This window comes from Candidatus Ichthyocystis hellenicum, from assembly GCF_001460935.1.
Lineage (GTDB): Bacteria > Pseudomonadota > Gammaproteobacteria > Burkholderiales > 2013Ark19i > Ichthyocystis > Ichthyocystis hellenicum.
On sequence record NZ_LN906597.1, the window covers coordinates 99693 to 123646 of the forward strand.

A 23954-nucleotide genomic window follows, 5' to 3' on the forward strand; every position below is an offset into this window, starting at 1 on the left:
TAAAAGTTCAGAATTACTCGGTATGGAAGAAGATATTACAGAAGAAGAGTTAGAAGATGCACTGTCAAATCTACTGAAAGATGCAAAACACCTTACAGAAAAACATGGGATAGGTCAAAGTTCAGGATTGTATGGAGAAGAAATTGAAGGTGATGAGTTAGAGGAGCTAGAAATGGAACTAGCGGAACTCTTGAGGGAAGATACAGCTGAAGCAGAAAGAAGTAGTAGTCCAATATCACTGGAAAATGCTAATATAGGCGATTTACTGAAAGAACTTAAAGGACTAGAGTCATCTATGCATAAAATAATAATGGAGGTAGAAAGAAGATCATCAGGTAGTAATAGTGCACAAAGTTCCAGTCTTCCTCCAAATTAATGGAGCCAAACAATAATCTGATAGGATTATCCATCTTAGGATGGGGAACTAACAAACCTATCTTACTGTTTTTAGATATGCCCGACATTGGCATGTGATTTTGATGATCATCAACATGGAAGAAAGGGCAAAGTCAGACTTTCTTAGTGAGCTTAGTATTGTGCATCAGTTAGATTCTATAAAAGAACTGAAAGAGAATTAAGGGGTATACCCAAAAAACGGTATAAATAAACACATAGATGCCGCAAACACGTAATCACGTGGCTACTATTTGGCCTGCAGTGAAAACAAATCCCTGCAAGCAATTTTTACAGCACAGGAAAATAATAATCACCAATAGAAAAATAATGAGTCAATGCTTACCTCAAAACCCTATAATCATAAAATTACTCATACGCTAATAAAACATACCATTCTATGGTCCATCCAAGCTCAATCACCAAAAAGCAGTACAATCTAAATTTAGAGAAGTAAGACAAAGATAATTACTATGATGTAGCAACCACCCACTACTTCATCCTATGAGTTAAATAAAATTAATAATCACAATAATTTATTTAAAATAATTAACTATTTATGATTAGAAAAATTAATTGCAGTATGGGAACTAAATAGATCATCGTACATGTATTTACCAACATTAAGATCAATCACAAAACACATACCATAAAAATTAAATTTATATATATATATGATTACACTTTTAACTTTAATAACCCTATGAGCAAAAAATTTACTAGTTATTTTAGGTAGATATAACACGTCCCATATCTAAATAAGCTATAAGTACCGGTTAAGTTATATTAAAAAAACTAATATTTCTAGTCATAACATATTTAAAATTGATATAGCAATTGCCGAAAATTGTCAAATTTATTGAATATAGATAAAAATAATACCGTAAATAACTGTGGCTAATATAGAAAGAATGGGGTTTATAAAAATCAATTAATCTAGAAATTAAAGGGGTAGAAAAAATGTGACATGAACCACAAAACTATATGCCTCAGTTTTATTTACCAATGGAAACAAGGTGATGCAACATAACCAAAAGCTTCACCAAAATTTAACCTTACATACTCACACCTTGAAAAACAGTTTCTGTCATATCAACCTAAAATGAGCGCCCACTTAAGATAAATTCTACGGCATGAAAAAATTAGAAATAGGTACCATTACCCCTGGTTCATGGCAGACCTAGAGTAGTAGGTATAAAAGTTTACAGGAAAATTTGGGTATGTTTATACATTTATACATAACTAATAACTAATATATGCACCATGGTGAGTCAGAACATAATATGCAAAATTATAACTCGGGGACTAGTAGAAATCTACCATGCCTCAAAAAAACTGCCGACCGCGCTTAAAGACCTGGACAATCTAATTAAACATGTACATAGTAAGTATCAATTAGACTGTATGGCTTCGGCATTTGTGTTGAATTGAATTTGATAACATATGATTAATTCACATGCTGATTACAAAAGTTCAAAATGAGCACTCTGCTCATGAATGGATAAATGATATATATTTAAATATCTGTACAATTTGTCCCAAAAATAAATAAAAAATGAACCATGAAAACTGCAAAATGTCAGTACGTATTAAGGGAATATAAACTGCCTTATTGCTCTAAAACAGGTCAGATAAATATCGTAATTTATGTGAGTTAATACGATTAATTAAAAAAACAACCATATTATTAGATTAAATAATTACGGTAAATATGAGAGAATGAATTTAATAATTTTGGACTCTAACAGAACAAAAAGAGAGAGCAAAATGAAAATTAACCCTAATCGAGAAGGTGGATTTACACAACGCGTTGACAATAAAGGTGAATCTTCAGACAGTAAACGAGGACTCGATGTAGGTGAAGACAAAAAACAAAGAGCGTCTTTGTCCTCTTCAGTTGGATCATCATCATCCACTTCTTCTAATATAAGTCTTTCTCTTTCTTTAGGAAAAGTAGGAAAAAGAATTAAAAAGGCTAAGAGCAAATTACAAACACAAATGATGGGATTTATTACAAAATCTAGGTCTTCACCTGATATTCATTCTCAATCGAAAACACATAATCTCAATAGCATCAGACAGCGTTCAAGTAGCGCCCCCGATGTTACTTCAAGGGTAAATGGTAATGGATCTCAATCTAATTCAAGATATGCAAGTTATGATTCAGATGAGTATGAAGAAGTAATACTACCACCAGGTGTTCGACCAACCCCAAGACCAAAAACTAGTATCTATCCAACGCCAAGGAATAATGAAGCACAATCTAAATCAGTATATGAAGGCAATGATGCTGATATTCCTGAGTACCTAGAAGTATTACGCGGAGATACTGAGTACCTAGAAATATTGCCAGGATCTTCTTCTACCAGTGATAGTGATGATGAATTTTATTCTGCACATGGGTCTACAATCTCATCTTCATACGAATCTGCAGCTTCTTCTTTATATGGATACGGTGATGATTTCTATGATAAACCTGCTTCTACTGAAAAAATTCATGAATACGAATATATCGAAGAACCTATCTACGATGATGTTAATATAAAAATTGCACCAGAATATATACAGTCAAGACATAGCACTACATTTTTTTCTACGCTGCCGCCGGAATTACCAAAAAGAAATATAATAGGAAAACAAGCAGAAACAGATGCATCGGTTCCTCCTCCCGTACCCCCAAGACCTCAATCAACTTATCCAAATAAAGCTCCCCTGAGACAAAATTCAGTTGAAAACGAAAAACAACAGGAGCTCCACTTAAATACTCCTCGTTCCAGATATGCTATAGTTGGTAATAGAGAAGTCGAGGAAGCTTTACGACAAACCTCACCGTCTAGAAGTAACGCATCATCAAAGCCTCGCCCGAAAAGCTATCCTAGTTAGCGACCATAAAATTTAACATAAAATAAAATTTGAAATTAAATTATAAAGAATAAAATATGCCGATTATTTACATACTAGAATGAGAATGTTATGGAATTTCTAAAATGGAAAAGTTTTATTTTTATAATACTGCACACTATTTTTAAAAAACACCTGCAGTAATACACAAAAATATACAAGTATATGTAAATTTATTCATCGATCAAACTGTTTCATTGAGGATAGAATAGGTGCGAAATCTATAAAGCAATGATAATGTGCAGATAGATAATGATTGTGATACATAGGTTAAATAAATATTATTAATAATAACTTCTAGATAAAAAAAATTGATATTAAAAAGCTGACAATATTCATTGTATACAAAAATAATTTCATTGAACTAACTAAAACAAATTGTCTCAAAACACCTACAGCTACTGATTATGCAATGGATTGAACTGTCGTTGTAATTAATTTTGCTGTCTTTAAAAAATTGATAACAAATAAATTAGTTTGCAATTTACTTTCTGTATGTTTTTGTCATTTCTGTTTCTCGTCAGCAATTAATAGGATGAGAGTGATTTTGTGAGAGGATAAAATGAACCCTTTAAACCCTAATGAAGCGGGTGCAGGTGCCGGAATAGATGAGCCTCGTGCCAATAGAAAACCCGTTGGCGGAAATAGTAGACTTTCAGTTTCTAGTGATGATAGTAATGATAGCAGAGCAGAATTAAGGTCAGATTCATTACCGAAAGCGCCGTCAAACTCAAGTGAGGAGAAAAATCTAAGTCTACCAAGAGATTCTGGTAGAAATGGTGCTAAGGGTGGTGCTATGTCCAGGGCTTTCAGTTCTGAAGTCTTAGAAGCTAATCCCATCTCATCACATGAAAAAACGGGTGCTATAGGAGGAAAAATCAAGGGTGCTGCGAAAAGAGCAATGGATAGATTGAAGGCCCTTCCTAGGAAGGGAGATGATAAAAAACTGATAGTAGAAGTTAAAAAGCGTATACTTGATATGATGGGAGGAATAAGAGAAGAATTAGAAAGTGCAGCGAGAGACAGAGGTGCTAGTAATATTCACACAAAACCCGGCGGCGAGGGGGCAGCATCGGAAGAAAAAATAATAAGGTTAGAGGAGAGATTAGTTTCATTCATGACCTTCATGGAACAAAAGCTAAAATCGCGGGATGTTAAACTTAGCAAGGAACAGTTGCAAGACACAGCAAAAGCATTAGTTAAGCTATCGGTAGAGCTACGTGAGACACGGAAAGAACTGGCAGCACTCGAACGGCAACCTCGCGCATCTAGCTCCAGAGAATATACCTCTTTTCAAATAAAATATGCTGGAATATTAAAGTCATTGGACATATTAATGAAAGGTATTATTAGAGACAAAAATGAAGGTAATGAAACTAGCTGGCCGATGGCTGCCCCTGGAAGTCCGATGGCTGGCAGAAGACAAGCTGCTGCAGCTCCTGCTGCAGCGTCAGCAGGAGCACCGTCGGCAGCACATGGAAGACTAATGGATGAGATGCAGGGGAAATTAGCAGAACGTGCCAGAAACGCTAACAGGAAGCCAGATATGTCTCCCAGACCCCAGCGCCTGAGAAAAAGGTAACACCCATTATAGGGTGCGGAAAGACAAGCGTAGGCATGTACCTAGCGTTGGTTTGGTCGTTTTTTATACGGTAGGTACATACCTAAACCCGAGGTAAAAACTATGTAAAAAATTCACTCCATGATCAAATAAACATGGGTTGTTGACACATTGAAATCCGCACATAAACACAGTGGTATATATATTTATGTGCAGCATACTACTAAACCTCCGAATTTAGGATGAAGCACCGAAATAATAACCAATAACCATAAAAAATCAGGGTTATTAAAGTTAACACTGAGAATTACGGAGACTCCTAGATTGAAAATACTACCGCTACCAATCTAATATGTCATTGGCGCCTTTGTATCCAACACTGACAATTTTAATAACAAATTATATTCTAAAAAATTAAGCAATTAAGTAATAATTATTACTTATAGCCATAAATCACATTTTTAGTTACAGCATCACTGCCTCTAATCAAAGCGATCGTTGCTTTAAAATAATTATCTCGTCAACCCCCAGATAAGTATATATTTTATAAAAATATCCCAGCTCAGTTAACAATCAAGAAATTCAATATACTCTACGACAAATACTACCGCCAAAAAGTAATCCCCCAAGGACTAGTTCAAAAATATATCCGCATTATCGATACCAAAGTCTAGTATAAAACAAAAATTGAAATTAAATTAGCAAGAATATTTATTACTTACACACGCCAACATTATAAATATGTCCAAAATAAAAAATAGCATGCCGCACACAAGAACACATTTGCAGAGTAATTTTTTTAAAATAACTAAATATTAATTAATTTATTTTTGATATGTAGTTATTACTATCATGGCTAATAAAACTCTCACCCTATCGTTATATCATTAAAGACTTCCCAAATGACATTGAAAATCACTTATCTTCATACTAATCTTCATACTAAAATTGTACGCTAGTATATTAGCATCTGTAATTTTACTTCACCAAAATAAATATAAAAATTATTCTTTTTACTATCTTCTGATGAAGATTTAATTATTCATAATTACATTAAAATATGCTAAATATCAAAATTTAACCATATAAAATAACCACTCAAAGAATAAGAACGATTAATTTACCCTAATTATAAAAAAAGAAGATGAAAATATAAAACAAAAAACTAGTAACTAGTACTAATTAAAAAACTCCACATACTTAGTACTTGTAATTAATGTCTCTAATTACATATAAAAATAATTTAATTGAACTAAACTAAATAAATTATCTCGAATCACTTTTAGTAATTAATCCTGTCTTCTACTATGTATAAGTACCTTAAGTAGCTAGAAGTACCTTAAGTAGCTAGTTTTGATTCTTTTACAAGATTATCGGTTAAATAATTATCTTTATTATTTGATAAATATTTAAAAATATTTTTGTGTTACTTCTCATCAATAATTAATAGGATGAGGTTGAGTTTGTGAGAGGATAAAATGAACAGTATAGACCCTAACAAAGTGGGTGGAAATGACGGCGAGAGCCAAGGAGCATCTGGTGCTGATGGTAACAGCAAAGGAGAAGACAATAGTGGCAATAAAAGAATTTCTGTTTCTAGTGATACCAGTAATGTTAGTAGAGCAGGATTACGCCCAGAATCATTACCGAAAGCACCGTCAAGATCACGCCGTGGTGCAATAAGACTGTCTCTACCAAAAGAGGCACCTAACCCCATGCAAAGATCCAGTAGCTCTGAAAGTTTGGCGTCCGAATCTAGCCTTTCATCGACATCATCGGATAAAATAAGAAGAGCTGCAGCAGGAAAAGTTAAAATTGCCGCTAGAAGGGAAATGGGTAGATTAAAAGCATCTGCATTGGAAAGTGATGAAAATCTTAGAGCAGGAGTTAGAAGGCAATTACTTAATTTGACGAGAGAAATAAGAGAAGAACTTAAGGAAGTAGCACAAAAAAGACCCGCCAGATTAGAATCTGGTCATGCGGAATCTGCTCTGGAGGAAAAAGCAACGAAGTTAGAGAAAGAGTTACTTTCATTGGCGGTGTTCGTAGCACAACTACTAGAATCCCATGATAGAGAATCTGAGTTGGGAAAAGCACACAACCTCAATAAAGAACAGATGGATGAAATGACGAAATTGTTGAACACCCAAGCAGCGGAAGCACGCAGTACACAGAAAGAATTGGAACGCGAACAACAGCAACGACCTTCTACATCCATGTCTACCCCACCAGTAGCGGCTCCCAGAACAAAACTAGGCGCTGACACCGGCATACAGAAAGAGCAACAGGCTAGAGATGCACGGAGGGCATCAATTTTTTTTCTCGAGAAATTGAGCAACAAGCAGATGCAGCCCAATTTACATCACGAGCAAACAAAAACAAGGGTAAAGCAGAATCTGCAGCATCAAGTAGCAATACAAGACATGGCCCCAATAGAGGTAATTTAGCAGGCATAAGACCTGAAGCACATAGTTCCAATCAAACAACTACCGGCGGCGGTATACCAAAACATGAACCTAAGACAACAAATCCTAGAGCGGAGATAAATTACAACCTTAATAGATCACCAATGGAAAGTAATTTTGGTAAAAGAGCAGATATTGACAACAGCGACACCTTATCAATTAGTAGTAGTAGCACCATATCAGATACCGATACCTTCGACACTACATCAAGTGGGAGATCAGATACAGATGATAGCATCGATACAGCAACAAATAGCAATAAGAGAGGAGAAAAGCTAAAAAGAGGCAGACGTCTAAATCCTGAGCAAAAAAAGAATTTTATGGCTAGAAGAAGTGTTATTACTAGCTCGTCATCTACAAAAAGTTCTGGTTTATCAGAATCAAAAGGTGTCGGAAAAGATCGTGAAGAGAATATGGGAAATAGTGACGTTAATGAACGTTCACCTGCAAACCGAGGGGCCCATTATATACCAGAAGACGCTGATAGCAGCGACAATGATGGATTAAGTAGCAATAAAACTGCAACAACGCTAAGAAGAGACAGACGTCTGAACCCTAAAAACAAAAAGAATGTTACGACTAGAAGCAATACTAATACTAGCTCTTCATCATATCCAAGTTCTGATCTTTCTGCGTCAGAAGCTAGAAGAAGTTCTAATACTAGCTCTTCATCATATTCAAGTTCTGATTTTTCAGCGCCAGAAAGTAGCGGCAAAAGCAAATCTAGAAAGGTTATGAATGACAGTGAAAAATTATCCAGTAATATAGTTTCGGCAAATTCTATTATCAGTAGCATTGAAAAAAATAGTGTGAAAATAGAAAAAGACCTATCATTACTTGAAAGTAATATGGAGAAATTATCATTTATGGCAGAAGAAGTATCAAAATTCTACATAGATACAGTAAGAGAATTGGAGGGGAAATTACCTGGTGCTGGTCGAGCTTTCGTTGAACTAAAACTTGCTACAGAAGAACATCAATCTATGACTTCTGGGGATTTTGAAGAATCAGTTAGTAATACAATGACTGATTCTAGAATAATCAGTGATAATATAAGATCAGACAAGGAAAAAATGGATGATCTATCAATGAAATTAAAAAGAAGTTCATCACCACAGGAATCAGATGACATATTAAATCAAATAAATTTATTAAAAAGTAGTATAGATGAAGAAATTAAGTCTTTTGAATCAAAACTCTTACCCTTTATGGAAGAGGTAAAAAATAGCCTTTACGATCTGACTGAAAAAACATATTCTGCCAGAGGAAATTTTATGGAATTAGCCTTCCGTTCACTAGAACTTCCAGAAATTAATGAAAAAAATGTTGGGGGCTTTGTAGGAACTAAGGAAGAAAGGTGGGAAAGAATGAAAAACGCATTATCTGCCTGGAAAGATAATGATTTTCCTAAAATCACAACTAATGTTGATTTAAAAATTAATGCACTGATGGTTGACATTTCTTACGCTGAAGCTGCATTCTTGCCCATCCTAAAAATGGTAAGAAAATCTTCTAATTAACAAAACATCAATTTAATATTGTACTTGACAAATTGAAACTTATTTTTTTATAAAAAATCGTTTTTAATAGATGAAAATATAAATATTCACATAAGTAAGACGCATATGAAATCACATAAAAAGGACAATAAACATGATTTCATCACCTACAGGAAATATGAAAAGTAATAATTACACTGATTTGGGTGATGAAGGTACCCAGGAATCATTATTCAACAAAGATGAAATTTTTTCATCTCCCTGCCTTAAAATGTGCCTTAACATATTAGAGTCAGAATTTGCCTCCCCCCAAAAAGCAGAAGAAGAACTCATAAATGTAATGGAAACCATCGATGAATCATACAAAGATGTAACAGCATTATCTAGTAGATACAACCATCCAGAAACAACTATGGCACGCTATGATCAATCAAGATTTGAATTTTCACTCAATAAACTATACAAAGACATATTCACTAGAGATAATACCGAAGATTCATTTGCCAAACTTTGGTTTAGCAGAAATTTTACTATGACCGAAAATAGACAAAAAGTGGAATTTGTAGACTCCTTTTGTTCATTAATCAAATCTGCAGAAAATTTATACTCATCAAAACCACCAAGTAGAGATAAATATCTTACTGTTGTACCTGAAAAAGAATTTCAAGAATCATATCTAAATTTAGTAAGATCATTAAGCCATTACAATGATGAATCAATATCACCAGAAAATGAAAAAAAAATAACAGACAATTTAAAAAAAATGTACTTCCTTTTCTTCCCTGATACCAATCAAAGAGAGTATACAAATTGGATAAGTAAAAATCTCACTGGAACATCAGAAAAAAAAATGGATTTTGCAATTCAAGTAATTGATAAATGCAAGCAGGCTAAATCTGATGCTGAAAAAATGATTAGTATTAAAACTGAAGGATTCTCTGGGGAAAAGTTCTCAAAATTAGCTACATTTCTTTGTGAAGAACTAAGCAATATTAATGGAAACATGATAGATAGCGACACATCAGAATATATTTTATATTCTCTATTGGAAAATAGCATTCCTAACTCAGATTTTCTTAATTGCAATAAATCACCCAATCATCCAAAAGTAAATGGATTACAAAATCTTTTGTCTACCCATATAGGAAAATTGTATAAAAACCAATATGATAGAATTGGAAAAAATGAAGTTGCTGCGCTAATATCTGCTTTGGCTAACTCTACCGGAGAAATTCACCATTCTAATGAAGCAGAAAATTTTGTAAAACGTATTTCTGAAAGGTTTGATATTGAAGCATATACACTAGATGATATTTCTGGTCGCAATTTTTCTGAAGAAGCAAGTTTATTTTTATATTCACAGATTCCTAGCTCCATACGCAAAATGATGATCAATATCCTTAGTGAGCAATCACAAGGTAAATACACGATAAAAAATTTAGAAGAAAGTCTAAATTTAGCAATGGATGGAAAAGATGAGTTTTCAGCTATTATTCGTGACAATGTTAATAAATCATACCAGTACTCTGATGAATTATCAGGATTATTTTGCAGAAATATAATATCATCTTTAAAAACAAAAAGTATAGGGGCAGAAGATAGAAATTCGGTAACAGCAACAAGATTAACATCGGATAAATTAAAGGCGTTAATGGAATTTATAGTTAGCAATGGTGAATTAAAACCGGAAAACCCTCTATTCCAATCTTCCAAAGAATTAATAAGTGAAATTACATTTGATTTATCTCTTTTATCACCTGTACATGCACATAAAATTAGTAGTATATTGACCAACCTTGAACATCCTCAAGCAGAAGATGCCAAATCTATAGCCAACTTAATCACAGAAGAATCACTAAGCAGAGTAGCTTATATGTCTCTACATAGCATTAAAGAAAAACTACTTTCATCCACAACTAATGAAGAAAAGTTTAAAAACTGGGAATCTGTATCTAGGAACATGCAAATAGAAATGTCTCATATTACTGAAGAGGAAAATGGCATAGAAAAAATAATTACCATAATATATGAAAAATTATCTACACAAGAACGTGAAGGTATTAAAAAAATATTATCTGACATTAGTAAAGCTGAAAAAACACTTTCTCACATGGAAGAGCACTCTAGATCTTTTCTGTTAAAAGAGGTAAGAACATCATTAGATTTATGGAAAAAATCTTTTGGTATTAGTAGTGATGCAAGATCAAAATTATTAAGAAACCTTGAAAAACCTCAAAGTAAGTGGCAAAAAATAATATGTGACCACTTGAACTTGTACCATCATAGAAAGTACAATTACTTTTACCAAGTAGACGGAACTCTTCCCCAGTCTACTTTTATGGTTGCTAAGAATAAATGCCTTCCCAACGTTAGTAATGGTAGCCAGCATCCTATTAACGTTGATGGTAAAGAATATATGATACCAGAAGCCTTGTGGCTCGATGCAAATCGCTCTACTTTCATTGTTCAGGACAAAACCATCATGACTGATGGTGATGATGGAAATCAAATCTCTAGGGATGAACTAGCACTTAATAAAACTACAGCTATAATTAGGGAAATTAATAAATTATACTTAACAGATGAAGCACTAGCATCGCTTTTAGCGTTAATGAATCAAAATACTGCCGCCCAATTAGTACTTGCTATTCGACCTACTTCTATCTCAATGTTCCCAAAAGAAAGTGGCATCAGCAGCTCACCCTCTCTTAGCAAAGAAACAATATATTCGGCTAAAAAAACACAAGAAGGTTACTTAATTCTTACCTGTAGTATTTCTGGAGAGATTAAGGCTCTAGAAAAATTACCCGAAGGAATTTCCAAAGAAACAGATGATAGGAATTATTCAAGTGATACTGATATCATACCTCTACATGATCAACAACTTCCTAATCTATCAGCAAATATGAAAGTAAGGATAAATGAAGATGGTACTGTAGATCTTCTTGACATTAGGCACATATTAACAGCTATTACCCCAGATGTAATAGACGGCCTTATTGTGTCCTCTAAGAATCAGGATATGTGAGTAATTAAAATAGATGCATAAGCATTACACAAACAAAAATAGAGCATAACAACTGCTAGATGATAATTAAGATGATTGTATTAGAGCAAATAATTTAAATTTATTTAATTAACAAATATTGCAAATAAAATACTTATGATAATTAAATTAAAAACAGTTAAACAACAAAAATATGTCCACCGACTTCGGGGGTAAGTAGTATTACGACAGTCATGAAGTCATAATAAAATTACAACCATCATGGGAAATAAATCAAACCTATATACATCACAACAAAAATTATTAATAAAGATGGCAATTCTGCAGGCAAAAGCAGTATTAACACCAACTTCACCAACGCAAAGCATACCAAGAAATCTCAAGTTATAACATTGCTTGACAGTTATGACTTCACCTACATAAATACTTTAAGAATATGATTATACCTACATAACCATCAGTAAATAATGGCAAAAAAGCACTAAGCTATTATCCATGCATAATGACATCAAAAAATCACTTCATTAATTAATAACTATAGGAAAATTCTAATTCTTAATTAAAGCTCTAGATTGTATCCTATGTTGTATAAATACTTCAGATATCTGATAAAAAATAAAATAAGTTTTGGAGAAAAGATGAGAACAAATTCACCTTCGTTTACTAATGAAAAAGTAAAGGAAGAAACAACTGACGAGCCTGAACCAATGAGTACAAGTACACCTGATTCACCGAGCTCTACTAATGAAAATATGGGCAATCATCAATCTCCTTACCTAGGTGTTACTACGGAATCAAAAATTGCCGTTGTTATGAAAACCACCAACCCTAGTAAATCAAAAATAAAACGAGAAAAAAGTATTGCCATTATGAGTATAGGCACACCTCAGACCAAGAGAGTTAGTACTATATATAAGGGATATAACCTAATTTATCCTAGTAACAACCATACTAATAAGACTGCCATGCTCCATAGCTTGGGTCTGATTATTAGTTCTACGAAATAAAAAGCAACCTAGAAGGAAATATAAAATGATTTGTGGCAGCTCTACCCCAATTATTTGGCACCCAATTATTTGGTGTCTTAGCTATATAAGAGGTCTCCACTTTCGTTATATTTACATGATAAGACGATTAATCAACATAAGAATCACAAATATTTGTGCACTGAAATAATATAAATTAGAATCCTTGGACAAAAAAAATCAAAGCAACAAGTGAAAGAAAAAAATAGCGAGCAATAACAGTTTTACTTCATCATAGGTTAAAACTTAACAATGACATCCTCACCGTAGTGCAATTTATCCAACTTCAGCGATTTTCATCACACATACCGTTAAAAAATTTACGATATAATTGCTTGTAAATTCTCACAATTTGAAAGAAAATAGAAAAAATATATATTTATATATAAATTCAGAAAAATTATTACAAACCTAATTGCAATAAATTACCAACAATTCAAATAAAATAGGTATCAAGTTGATTTGCTAACATACATCAACGATCACATAGTATCCGCAGATAGTGTTAATTTAGAAAAAAATCAACCCCATTAATAATAAAACAACCAAAACAAACTACTTAATGAGTAATATTTATTATACTAACTCTTATTAATACGCATCAATATACAACAAAGTACTGACAAAAAACCATATCCTAGATAATAATAATTGATTTAATATTGCAATTATCAAATTACAAACAAAATTACTTTTTCATTTAGTATAATGGGCCAACGTTACTGTTTCATTTCATATTTAACTAAAATTACAAATAATTTACACGAACAAACTATATGAAATCACATGCATGGAGAGGATAAACTAAACATGATTTCATTGCCCACAAGCAGCACAGGAGGCTATAGTTACGATACTTCAAATAGCTGCGGCGATCAAGAAGAATCACTTACTAACCAATGCAGGCACGAAAATGACGTATTATCGTGCCTTGATATCTTATCATCTGACTTTACTTACATAGAAGAGGCAGAAAAAAACCTTGATTCCATAATTAAAGATATTGATAATTGTTACGAAAATGTAATTACATTGTCCCGCAAGTACAGTAACGTAGAAAAAACTATGGGAAATAGTGATCAAGTACTGTTTGAGAACAGTCTTAAAAATCTATATGACTCTCTATTCACTAAAGATACGCCTGAAAATTCATTTGCAAAACTATGGTTTAGTAGAAATTTTGCTAATGCAAAAAATGAAAAAAGATTACAGTTCCTGGATGAATTTTTTTCATTAATAAAATCTGCAGAAAATCTATACTCATCAAAATCATTAGATACATCAAAAATTTACAATTATAGCCCAATTGTAACTGACCTAGAGTTTAAAAAATTGTATATGAATTTAACAATAGCATTAACCGCATACAGGAATTTATCAACAGACCTAGAGGATGAAGAAGAAATAAAAAATGATTTAGAAAAAATGTATTTCCTGTTTTTTCCCGATACTGCAAATATAAACTATAAAAATTGGGTGGACAGAAATCTCACCGGATCATCAGAAAGAAAAATTAGATTCGTCACTGGAGCCATCGATATGTGCAAAAACATTAAGTCAAACGATGAAGAAAAACTTAGAACTCACACTAGTTCATTCTCTGGAGAAAAATTTTCAAGATTAGTAGCTTTTATTTGTGAAGAGTTAAATGATATTGGTAATAACTGCACAAGCGACACATTATCAGAATCTATCTTAGATTCATTAATAAAAAATAATATTCATAATCTAAATTTGTTCAAATGCAAAAAATCATCTAATATTCCAAAACTGAAACACTTACAAGATCTTTCATCTCAATGCATATGGAAATTATACAAAAACAATTATGATAAAATTGGAAAAGACACTGTTAAGGCTCTAATATCTATCATAGCTACATCTGCCGGAAAAATTCATAATTCAAATGAGGCAGTAAGTTTCATAGATAAAATTTCTGTCACGTTAAATCTTAAAACAATAAGTAATATCTCATGTCGAAGTCTTTCCGAAGAATCCAGCCTAGTTTTATATTCACAGATTCCCGAGTCAATACGCAAAGAAATGTTTAATATCCTTAGGTCTCAATCACAGAAAACATCGATGTTGGAGAAGTTAGAAGAAAAAATAAAATTAATGCTTAGGAGAAAAGATGAGTTATCAGATGTTATTCGTAAAAACATCAGTGAGTCAAATATCCACACTGCAGAACTAGAGGGATTATTATGCGAATGTATGGTATCATCATTAAGACAAGAGAACGTTAGTAACGATGGCAAAAACTTGGTCGTAGCGACACGTTTAACCTTAGATAAGTTAAAAGCACTAAGTAGATTTATTGAAAACAATGGCGGAATAGACATAGAAAACCGCATATTCTCATCTACTAAAGATTTGCTTAGTAATATTGAATTTGAGTTTTCTCTTTCATCACCTAAAGTAGCACACGAAATTAGTACTATTTTAACTAGATTTGAACACCCTCAATCAGAATACGCTAAACAAAAATCAGATGAGATTATCCAGAAGTCAGAGAAGAGGATATATCATATGGCACTAGATGATATAAGAAATAGATTGCTTTCATCTAAAAATAATGAAGAAAAATTCAAATCATGGTTACATATAGCAAAAAAAATCGAGATAGAATCACACCATGTTACCGAAGGAAAAGAAGAAATAGAAAATTTACTTCTTTTCACAGCCAACGAACTATCAACACAAGAACTTAATGCAGTCAGAACTATGCTATACGATATCAACACTTCTTTGACAACACTTGAATTCATCAACAATCGCTGCCGATCTACAATAATAAAAGATACTATAAATTCGTTAAGTTTATGGAAAAAATCTTTTGGTGCAACTAATAGCATGATGTTAGCTTTTTTTAGAATTCTTGAAAAACCTCAAGCAGAGTGGAAAAAAATAATATGTGAAATCCTAAACCTTTACTACAATGATGAACATGATTATTTTTACCAAGTAAATGGACCCCTTCCTAATAAAGTGCTAATAAAATGTCAGGAACAATGCCTTCCCAACACCAGCAATGGAGTAAGTAATCATATTAGAGTCAACGGAAAGGAATTTACAATTCCCCATTCGGTGTGGTTGGACATTACCCGTTCTATATTCATAGTCCAGGAAAAAACCATTGTAACTAATTATGATAACAAAACAGGAGTTTCTCATAATGAAGTTACACATGCCAAAATCAAAGCCATGATAAAGGAAATTGATAAACTGAACATACCAAGTGAGGCACTATCATCACTACTAGCACTTATGAATCAAAACACTGCAGCTCAATTATTAGATGCAGCTATGACAACATCCATCTGTATATTCCCAGAAGAAAGCAAACTAAGCAGCTCACCATCTATGAGCGAAAAGACAATTTACTCGGTAGTAAAAACACCAGAAGGAGAATTAATTCTAACTTGCAGCATACAGGGAAAAATTAAGGCCCTACAAAAATTACCCCAAGGCGTTTCCAGAAAAGTTGGCGATAAAAATTATCTAGAAGATGCTGAACCTATACCACTAAACATCAACAAACTTCCCGACGGAAAGTTCCCCGATCAATCTGCAAATATGAAGATAAGGATAAATGATGACGGCACCGTAGAAATAATAGAAATCAGGCACCTGTTAACAAACATCACTCCATCCGTAGTAAACAACCTCATAGAGGCCGAGAATTACTAACATTACTCTTAAATAAATCTCACCCCAAGCACGGTATTATGTCATAACAAATTAAAATTAGTAGCATATAGTACAAAAAAACAGGAAATATGATACAACTAGCTATCACGATGGCGTTCTCAAACACCAAAGATTAATTTAATAAAAATTATTGATAATTTTATTTTAATTAAAGAAGATATTTTTCAACGATTATAAGATAAAACATTGATGAAAAAACTTAAATCTGCAATTAATCACGCATTTATAGGAAATATTTCATATAAAATATCAACAAATATGCATTTTAATGGGGGAAATACTAAAAGTTATTAGCTCTGTATATTGCAGTTGCTTAAGATATTTTCATGAATAATTGAAAACACAAATAACACATACTTTTGATTAGACATAAAAATATAAATAGTATAAAAACAGAGCACGTAGTGCTAAATACAAGTTGGAAACCAAAATAATATGTACCTTTGATTAGACGCAAAAATATGAATGGCATAGAAACAAAGCACACATAGGGCCAAATGTAAATCAAAAACTCAAATAATACGTGCTTTTAATTAGATGCAAAAATATAAATGGTATAGAAACAGAGCACATAGTGCCAAATGTACACAGAGGATACAGACATGCTGCAATATACCACTGGTGACGTAGGAGCTCGTAATTGCAGCACCTTAGACGAAGAAGAAACAGAAGGTGGATCAGATTTAAGTAGGGAATGTCATTTATCTTCATGTATCGAAATCCTGTTATCTGATTCCGAATCTGACTCTGAAGAAGAGGCAAAAAAAGAACTGGCTGTAATAATAAAAAAAATTGATTGTTCTTACCAAAATGCAATAGAGTTATCTAGCAAATACAGTGACTCAGAAATAGCCATGGAAGGCAGAGATCAAGCATTACTTGAGAATTGCATTACAGATTTATACAACTCTCTATTCACTAAAGACATTCCTGGAGATTCATTTGCCAAACTCTGGTTTAGTAGAAATTTTACTAATGCTGCAGATGAAGAAAAATTACATTTCCTAAACAGATTTTTTCTATTAATCAGATCTGCAGAAAATCTATACAAATCAAAATTATTAGATAAATCAATAGTATGTAAATACAGAACCTTTATAACTGATCGAGAGTTTGGAAAATTAAACATTAATTTGATGGCAGTATCAAACGTGTATCTCAATACTTCAGTAACACTAGAAGAAGATCAAAAAGTAAAAGATGCATTAGAAAAAATGTATTTTACTCTTTTCCCTGGAACTGTTCATAGCAGTTATACCCATTGGGTAGACACTAATCTTTCTGGGACATCAAGTGAAAAAGAAGAATTCATTATTGAAGCTATTGATATGTGTAAAAAGTCCATGTCAAGTTTAGCAGAAAAAATTAAGACGCATACTAGTGGATTCTCTGGAGAAAAATTTTTAAGATTAGTAGCATTTATTTGTGAAGAATTAAGTGAGGTCAATGATAAATGCATGGATAACAAATTAACCATGGATATTTTAGATTCACTAATAAAAAACGATATTCATAAACTCGAGCTATTCAAGTGCAAAAAATCATCTAATGTTCCAAATTTAACATATCTAAAAAACCTCTCATCCCAATGCGTGTGGAGACTATACAAAAGCAATTATGCCAAAATTAGCAAGAATAGCGTTATATCATTGTTAGCCAATCTAGCTAGCTCCATTGGGAAAATTCATCATTCAAATGCTGCTGTACTTTTTATAATGGACATTCATGCCATATTCGACATCAAAGAAAAAATACTAGATGCCATTTCAGGGCATAAGTTTTCATCAGAATTAAGATTAGTTTTATATTCTCAGGTTCCTAAATCAATACGAAAAGAGATGGTTAACATCCTTAAATATCAATCACAAAAAACATCAATGTTGGAAGAGCTAGAAGAAGAAATAAATTTAGCTGCGAATAGAAAAGATGAATTATCCATGATCATTAATGACAATGTTAGTGAATCGGACAGGTATGCTACAGAACTAGAAGAATCACTGTGTAGATATATAATATCATCTTTGGAACAAAGAAATATCAGCAACGACGATGAAAACCCTGCCGTAGTAGCGACGCGTTCAACTTTAGATAAATTAAAAGCACTAAGCAGATTCATAGAAAACAATGGAGGAATGCATATGGAAAATACCATATTTATACACTCCAAAGATTTTCTTAGTAAAATGGAATTTGATTTTTCTTCTTTATCTCCTAAGATAGCACATGAAATTAGTTGTGCCTTAACCAATTTCTATCACCCACAGGCAGAAAATGCCAAATCTTTAGCTAATGCAATTGCTAACAAATCGGCAAATAAAATATATTATTTGGTTTTAGAAGATATAAGAAATAAATTGATTCCTTCTAAAACTAATGATGAAAAATTTAAAGCATGGGTATCTATAAATAGAGAAATGGAAATAGAAGCATTTCACATTCCTGAGGAAAAATATACCACGGAATCCATACTTTATTTAGTTGTTAAAGAACTATCCTCTAAAGAAAGGGAAGATGTTAAAAAAATACTTCTTGCCATTGATGCAGCTGGAACAGCACTTAAATACATAGACAATCACTGCCGATCTACAATAGCTGCAGATCTAATGATCTCTATAGAAATGTGGAAAAAATCTTTTAGGGTTAGTGATAATGCGATATCAAAACTTTTTGCTATGAGAAAAAAACAACAGCAAGAGGAGTGGAAAAGAACTATATGTGAAAGCCTGTGTCTTTATCACCACAGCAATCACAATTACTTTTATCAAGTAAGCGGTACACTCCCACATGGTATTTTAAAAAATGCCCAAAAGCAATGCCTTCCCAATACCAGTAACGGAGAAAAAGTTGGCATCACAGTTGAAGGCACAGAGTATGAAATTCCGCAGTCGGTATGGCTAGACATTTCTCGTTCCAACTTTATAATTCAGGAAAAACCCATAGTAGCTGGTGACGATTATGAAGGACGGACTCAAAATGAAATTATAAAGTCTTTAGTTACGTCATTGCTAAATGAAGTTAAAAAAATGGACGTAACTAGTGAAGCACTAGCATCACTTTTATCATTAATGAACCAAAACACAACTGCTCAATTGTTAGAAGCATTAGTACAAACATCTGCTTTCATGTTCCCAGAAGAAAGTAGAATAAGCAGCCTACCATCCATGAGCAAAAAAACAATATATTCAGCAACAAAAACTCCAGAAGGTGAACTAATTTTTACTTGCGATATTTCTGGCACCCTTGACTTGCTACAAGAATTGCATCCAGGATCTTCAGCAAAAGTTGGCGATCCCGATTATTTGGAAAATGTCAATACTACTAAGATATCTCCAACATCTATTAGCAAAATTCCTGATCAAAGTGCAAACATGAAGATACGGATAAATAAAGATGGCTCTGTAGATATAATTAATATCGTGCACTCATTAGTAGATGTTACACCAGACATGATAGACAGTCTGATAAAAGCTAAAAAAGATGAATCTGCTTTATGTTCTTAATTCTACATCCTGTAAATACTTCTTAACTGGCGCAAACGAGCGACGGTGTACTGGGGAAGGACCGTATTTATCAAGAAGAAAAAAGTGTTGCTGCGTAGGATATCCTTTATGCTGGATAAAATTGTACTGGGGGTATAACTCATGTAAACCACGGCAGTACCTATCTCTACTGACCTTAGCTAAAATAGATGCAGCACTAATAGCTGGAATTAGGGAGTCCCCCCCAACAACAGCAGAACAAGGATTGTCCAAATGGGGGCAACAAGATCCATCTATATAAACATCTTTGCAAGAAAAATGCCTAACTTTATCGAACGCCCTTTTCATAGCCAATAAGCTAGCCTGAAGTATATTCATCTGATCTATTTCATCTACTGTAGCCTCTGAGACTGCCCAAGCAACAGCTCGATCTTTAATTATAGAAAACAAAGCCTCTCTTTTTTTCTCTGATAGTTTCTTAGAATCATCAAGCCCTGGAATAAAATCACCTTCATTCAAAATAACCGCAGCAGCAAAAACATTTCCGGCTAACGGGCCACGCCCAGCTTCATCAATACCGCAAATTAACATAAAAATTTCTACACCTTAGCGCATAAAAGATCAGCTTCTGCCATTAAATTACCACTACAATAAACTCTAGCTGCATACTTACTAATAGAAGTCCTATTCATAAGCATAGTGACCTTAATTTCCATAGTATCACCTGGAGTAACTGGTGAACGAAAACGAGCACCATCAATGCCAGCAAGATAATAAACACTATTTTTCTCTGATTCACATTCTAGAGACATAGACAACAAAAGACCGGCGGTTTGTGCCATTGCCTCTATAATCATAACCCCTGGCATAACTGGGTTGTCCGGAAAGTGTCCGACAAAAAAAGGTTCGTTAATCGTAACATTCTTGATAGAAACAATACTCTGCCCCGGATCACAGGAAATAACACGATCAACCAGCAAAAACGGATACCTATGAGGAAGCTTAGATACTATGCCACTTATAGTTAACATGATATTAATTCCATGAAAGATATTGTGAAACAATCACTTAGACGAATTACTTGACAAATGACGTAATTGAACCAAAACTTGATCTGTAATATCTACACTTTTACTAACATACACAGCCTCCTGCAGTACGGCGTCATAACGTTCCCGAGAAGCAATACTACGAACCACAGCGTTAGCAGAACGAATAATTTTCTGGTACTCCTCATTGCGGCGATGATTAAGCTCCTCTGCAAACTCTCTCTTAGCCATCCTCAACTCTGATGATATTTCGTTGTATGAGAGCTCTAAATCATGCCTCTCATCATAAGACAGCTTATGACCAGAAATATCCATACGAGACTGAACAGAGTTCAATTTACTCTCAAGATCACTAACTCGTTGCAAACGAGACTCAAATTCTTTTGACAACCGTTGCTCTGCATCATGAGACAACTGAGATTCGCGAAGGATACGTCGCGTATCCACAAAACCAATTTTCGTAGCGTAAGCACAAAACACGGTAAAAAAAAGCAAAAAAACCGCCAAAATAAAGTAACGCACTACACCCACCCCCACTTTTTAGAAAGCTGCGCCAATTGTAAACTGAAAAGCTTGAACCTGATCATCAAAAGCCGGGTTGATAGCATAACCGTAGGAAAATCTAAGAGGACCAATTGGAGATAACCAAGATAGCGCCAAACCAGAAGAGTACCTAATATCCCTAAACCTAAAGCTAGAGTAACGCAGACGATAGTCACCCTTGCCGTAGACCTGACCAAAATCTAAAAACGCTGCTAAGCGAAGCGACCGATCTTTACCCATTCCTGGAATTGGAAACAGAAACTCGACCCCCCCATCAACTTCCGTATCTCCTCCCAAAGCACTGCCATGACTATCATGTGGTCCAAGAGTGCTAGAAGCATAACCACGAACAGTACCTATACCTCCAGCATAAAAGCTCTTGAAAAATGGCAGTGAAAACCCATCAAAGCCTCTACCAAAAGCAAGGTGACCATGCAACAACAAGACAAGTCGATCTCCCACGACAGGAAAATAAGTTTGGTGGAGATAATCAGCATTGTAATATTTCAGATCACTACCAGGCAAAGAAACTTCAGCGGAAATTTGATCGTAGCTACCACGAGTAGGATAAATCAAGCTGTCCCTGTAATCTCTAGACCAGGAAAAATCTTGGGTAAAAACATTGTTAGATGGGCCATATCTACGGACAAAGTTAATAAATTGGCGCGGGCTATTATTGTAAATGGTAAGCCCTATGTTCTCTACACCAATGCCTGTAAACACTGTATCAAATTCGGAAATTGGAATACCAAACCTAACTCTTGCACCAGTACTAACTGCACGGTAATTGGCAATTCCCAAAATACGTTGATCAACAGAATTACGGTAAAATCTCAGACTTCTACTAACACCGTTTGTGGTCCAATACGGATCAGTATAAGTCAAGTCAATAAGCTTATTTACAGCACCCATATTCAAACGAATACTTGCAAAATCACCAGTTCCAAAAACATTAGGGTGCAAAACAGAAAGTTCCAATACCAATTTTTCTGCGGAAGAATAACCAACACTGAATCTAAACTGCCCTGTAGGTCTCTCCTTCACAACAATGTGAATATCAACTTGATCTCCACTACCTAAAACAGGAACGGTATTTAAAGATACACTATAGAAATATCCTAATCTGTTTAGTCGCTCCTTTGAACGATTAACTTTTGAAAGGTCATACACAGCACCCTCATACTGACGAAGTTCACGACGAATAACTTCATCCTTGGTCATAGTATTGCCCTCTATGTCAATACGTCTAACCAAGACCAAAGGACCAGAATGTAAAACCAGATTAACATCAACAACACGAGAATCTGAATTAACATTTGGTTGCACGTCTACATGAGCATATAAATAGCCACTGTTTGCGGCAAAATCGGTCACTTTCTTTACTATACCGAGAAGTCTTTTTCTACTAAAAACCTCGCCGGCACGAATATTAACCATTTTTTCAAATGATTCCTTTGTTAATAGTGGACCTTGAAAAGTAAACTTTCCGAAATGAAAAACTAATCCTTCATCCAATACAACCTTCAAAAAAGCATCAGTAAGATCAGGGTTAATAGAAACTTGCCTAGATGTTACAGAGAAATTTATAAACCCTCGATCATAATAAAAGCTAGTTAAAGCATTCATATCTTCATCAAACTTAAGATCAGAATATCTATCATTCTTCGTATACCAACTAAACAAATTGGTTGGTTGAATAGACATGTAGGACAACAATTCTTCCCGTGAGAAATTGTTGTTGCCATACAATTTTATGCTACGCACCCGCGCTTTATTAGACTCACGCACAACAAATTGGATAGCAACACGATTATTTTCCAAAGGAGTAGTATAAGCAGCAACCTGAGTAGCATACATCGACTCGAACAAATACTGCTGTTTCAACTCTAGAACCGCACGATGGAGCATAGATGGATCGAACAAATTACCAAGAGCAATACCTATGGTAGACAAGCTCTTCTTGACTGCCTTATCACTAAAAGCATCCATGCCAGTAAAAGATATACTGGCAATAGTAGGCGATTCATGGACCTCAACAACCAAATCATTATTACTGGCCTTAAGTAGCCTAATATCAGTATATAAGCCGGTCTTAAAAAGATCATGAATCGCTTGGGAAAAACGCCCATCATCCCAGGCATCCCCCGGATGTATTCCCAAACTATCAATCACCATCTTAGGTTGAGACCTAACTAGCCCACGAACCGATATGCTATTTACATGGTCAGAAACAGCTGCTTCGCTGGAACTGAATACCAAAAATAGGCAGCAAAACACAAACAAAAGTTTTCTCATCAAAATATTCTTTACAACACAAAAAC

The 23954-nt window shown here is 33.9% G+C and carries 13 protein-coding genes; 9 read left to right on the forward strand and 4 right to left on the reverse strand.

Going from position 1 to position 23954, the window contains the following annotated elements:
- The 9 genes from Arg41_RS00485 to Arg41_RS00530 all read left to right on the forward strand — a co-directional run.
- Window positions 1-376: hypothetical protein (locus Arg41_RS00485; RefSeq protein WP_172792634.1), on the forward strand; the 376-nt coding region annotated here is incomplete at its 5' end.
- A gap of 1784 nt (window positions 377-2160) precedes the next feature.
- Window positions 2161-3276 (forward strand): hypothetical protein, encoded by a 1116-nt coding sequence (locus Arg41_RS00495; protein ID WP_157722198.1) that lies wholly within the window; start codon window positions 2161-2163, stop codon window positions 3274-3276.
- A gap of 580 nt (window positions 3277-3856) precedes the next feature.
- Window positions 3857-4876 carry a hypothetical protein gene (locus Arg41_RS00500; protein ID WP_092490405.1) on the forward strand — a complete coding sequence of 340 codons (1020 nt, stop codon included), beginning with the start codon at window positions 3857-3859 and terminating at the stop codon, window positions 4874-4876.
- Between the two features lie 1457 nt (window positions 4877-6333).
- The gene (locus Arg41_RS00505; RefSeq protein WP_092490406.1) at window positions 6334-7302 is read left to right on the forward strand and encodes a hypothetical protein; all 969 of its coding nucleotides are present in this window, start codon (window positions 6334-6336) and stop codon (window positions 7300-7302) included.
- Window positions 7303-7424: 122 nt separating this feature from the next.
- Window positions 7425-8840 carry a hypothetical protein gene (locus Arg41_RS00510; RefSeq protein WP_092490407.1) on the forward strand — a complete coding sequence of 472 codons (1416 nt, stop codon included), beginning with the start codon at window positions 7425-7427 and terminating at the stop codon, window positions 8838-8840.
- A gap of 133 nt (window positions 8841-8973) precedes the next feature.
- The gene (locus tag Arg41_RS00515; RefSeq protein WP_092343101.1) at window positions 8974-11847 is read left to right on the forward strand and encodes a hypothetical protein; all 2874 of its coding nucleotides are present in this window, start codon (window positions 8974-8976) and stop codon (window positions 11845-11847) included.
- Window positions 11848-12464: 617 nt separating this feature from the next.
- The gene (locus tag Arg41_RS00520; protein WP_092343102.1) at window positions 12465-12833 is read left to right on the forward strand and encodes a hypothetical protein; all 369 of its coding nucleotides are present in this window, start codon (window positions 12465-12467) and stop codon (window positions 12831-12833) included.
- An 828-nt stretch (window positions 12834-13661) separates the two neighbouring features.
- Entirely contained in the window at window positions 13662-16541 is a 2880-nt protein-coding gene (locus Arg41_RS00525; RefSeq protein ID WP_092490408.1) for a hypothetical protein, read from the forward strand.
- 623 nt (window positions 16542-17164) lie between these two features.
- A complete protein-coding gene (locus Arg41_RS00530) occupies window positions 17165-20062 on the forward strand; it encodes a hypothetical protein (protein ID WP_092490409.1) in 2898 nt (965 codons plus the stop codon).
- Here Arg41_RS00530 and rnhB read toward each other — a convergent pair.
- The 4 genes from rnhB to bamA are packed head-to-tail and all read right to left on the reverse strand — an operon-like array spanning window position 20051 to window position 23928.
- Complete coding sequence (rnhB, locus tag Arg41_RS00535) at window positions 20051-20632, reverse strand: ribonuclease HII (protein ID WP_092343105.1); 582 nt, start codon at window positions 20630-20632, stop codon at window positions 20051-20053. The genes Arg41_RS00530 and rnhB overlap by 12 nt on opposite strands.
- Window positions 20633-20640: 8 nt before the next feature.
- Window positions 20641-21075 carry a 3-hydroxyacyl-ACP dehydratase FabZ gene (gene fabZ, locus Arg41_RS00540; protein ID WP_092343127.1) on the reverse strand — a complete coding sequence of 145 codons (435 nt, stop codon included), beginning with the start codon at window positions 21073-21075 and terminating at the stop codon, window positions 20641-20643.
- 30 nt (window positions 21076-21105) lie between these two features.
- On the reverse strand, window positions 21106-21612 hold the full coding sequence (locus Arg41_RS00545) for an OmpH/Skp family outer membrane protein (protein ID WP_157722199.1): 507 nt from the start codon (window positions 21610-21612) through the stop codon (window positions 21106-21108).
- 18 nt (window positions 21613-21630) lie between these two features.
- Window positions 21631-23928 carry an outer membrane protein assembly factor BamA gene (gene bamA / locus Arg41_RS00550; RefSeq protein WP_139057361.1) on the reverse strand — a complete coding sequence of 766 codons (2298 nt, stop codon included), beginning with the start codon at window positions 23926-23928 and terminating at the stop codon, window positions 21631-21633.
- Between the last annotated feature and the right edge of the window lie 26 nt (window positions 23929-23954).

Excerpts from the sequence above, each read along its gene's own strand:
- Arg41_RS00495 (WP_157722198.1), top strand. The coding sequence starts at position 2,161 with ATGAAAATTAACCCTAATCGAGAAGGTGGATTTACACAACGCGTTGAC.
- Arg41_RS00500 (WP_092490405.1), top strand. The coding sequence starts at position 3,857 with ATGAACCCTTTAAACCCTAATGAAGCGGGTGCAGGTGCCGGAATAGAT.
- Arg41_RS00505 (WP_092490406.1), top strand. The coding sequence starts at position 6,334 with ATGAACAGTATAGACCCTAACAAAGTGGGTGGAAATGACGGCGAGAGC.
- Arg41_RS00510 (WP_092490407.1), top strand. The coding sequence starts at position 7,425 with ATGGAAAGTAATTTTGGTAAAAGAGCAGATATTGACAACAGCGACACC.
- Arg41_RS00515 (WP_092343101.1), top strand. The coding sequence starts at position 8,974 with ATGATTTCATCACCTACAGGAAATATGAAAAGTAATAATTACACTGAT.
- Arg41_RS00520 (WP_092343102.1), top strand. The coding sequence starts at position 12,465 with ATGAGAACAAATTCACCTTCGTTTACTAATGAAAAAGTAAAGGAAGAA.
- Arg41_RS00525 (WP_092490408.1), top strand. The coding sequence starts at position 13,662 with ATGATTTCATTGCCCACAAGCAGCACAGGAGGCTATAGTTACGATACT.
- Arg41_RS00530 (WP_092490409.1), top strand. The coding sequence starts at position 17,165 with ATGCTGCAATATACCACTGGTGACGTAGGAGCTCGTAATTGCAGCACC.
- rnhB (WP_092343105.1), bottom strand. The coding sequence starts at position 20,632 with ATGTTAATTTGCGGTATTGATGAAGCTGGGCGTGGCCCGTTAGCCGGA.
- bamA (WP_139057361.1), bottom strand. The coding sequence starts at position 23,928 with ATGAGAAAACTTTTGTTTGTGTTTTGCTGCCTATTTTTGGTATTCAGT.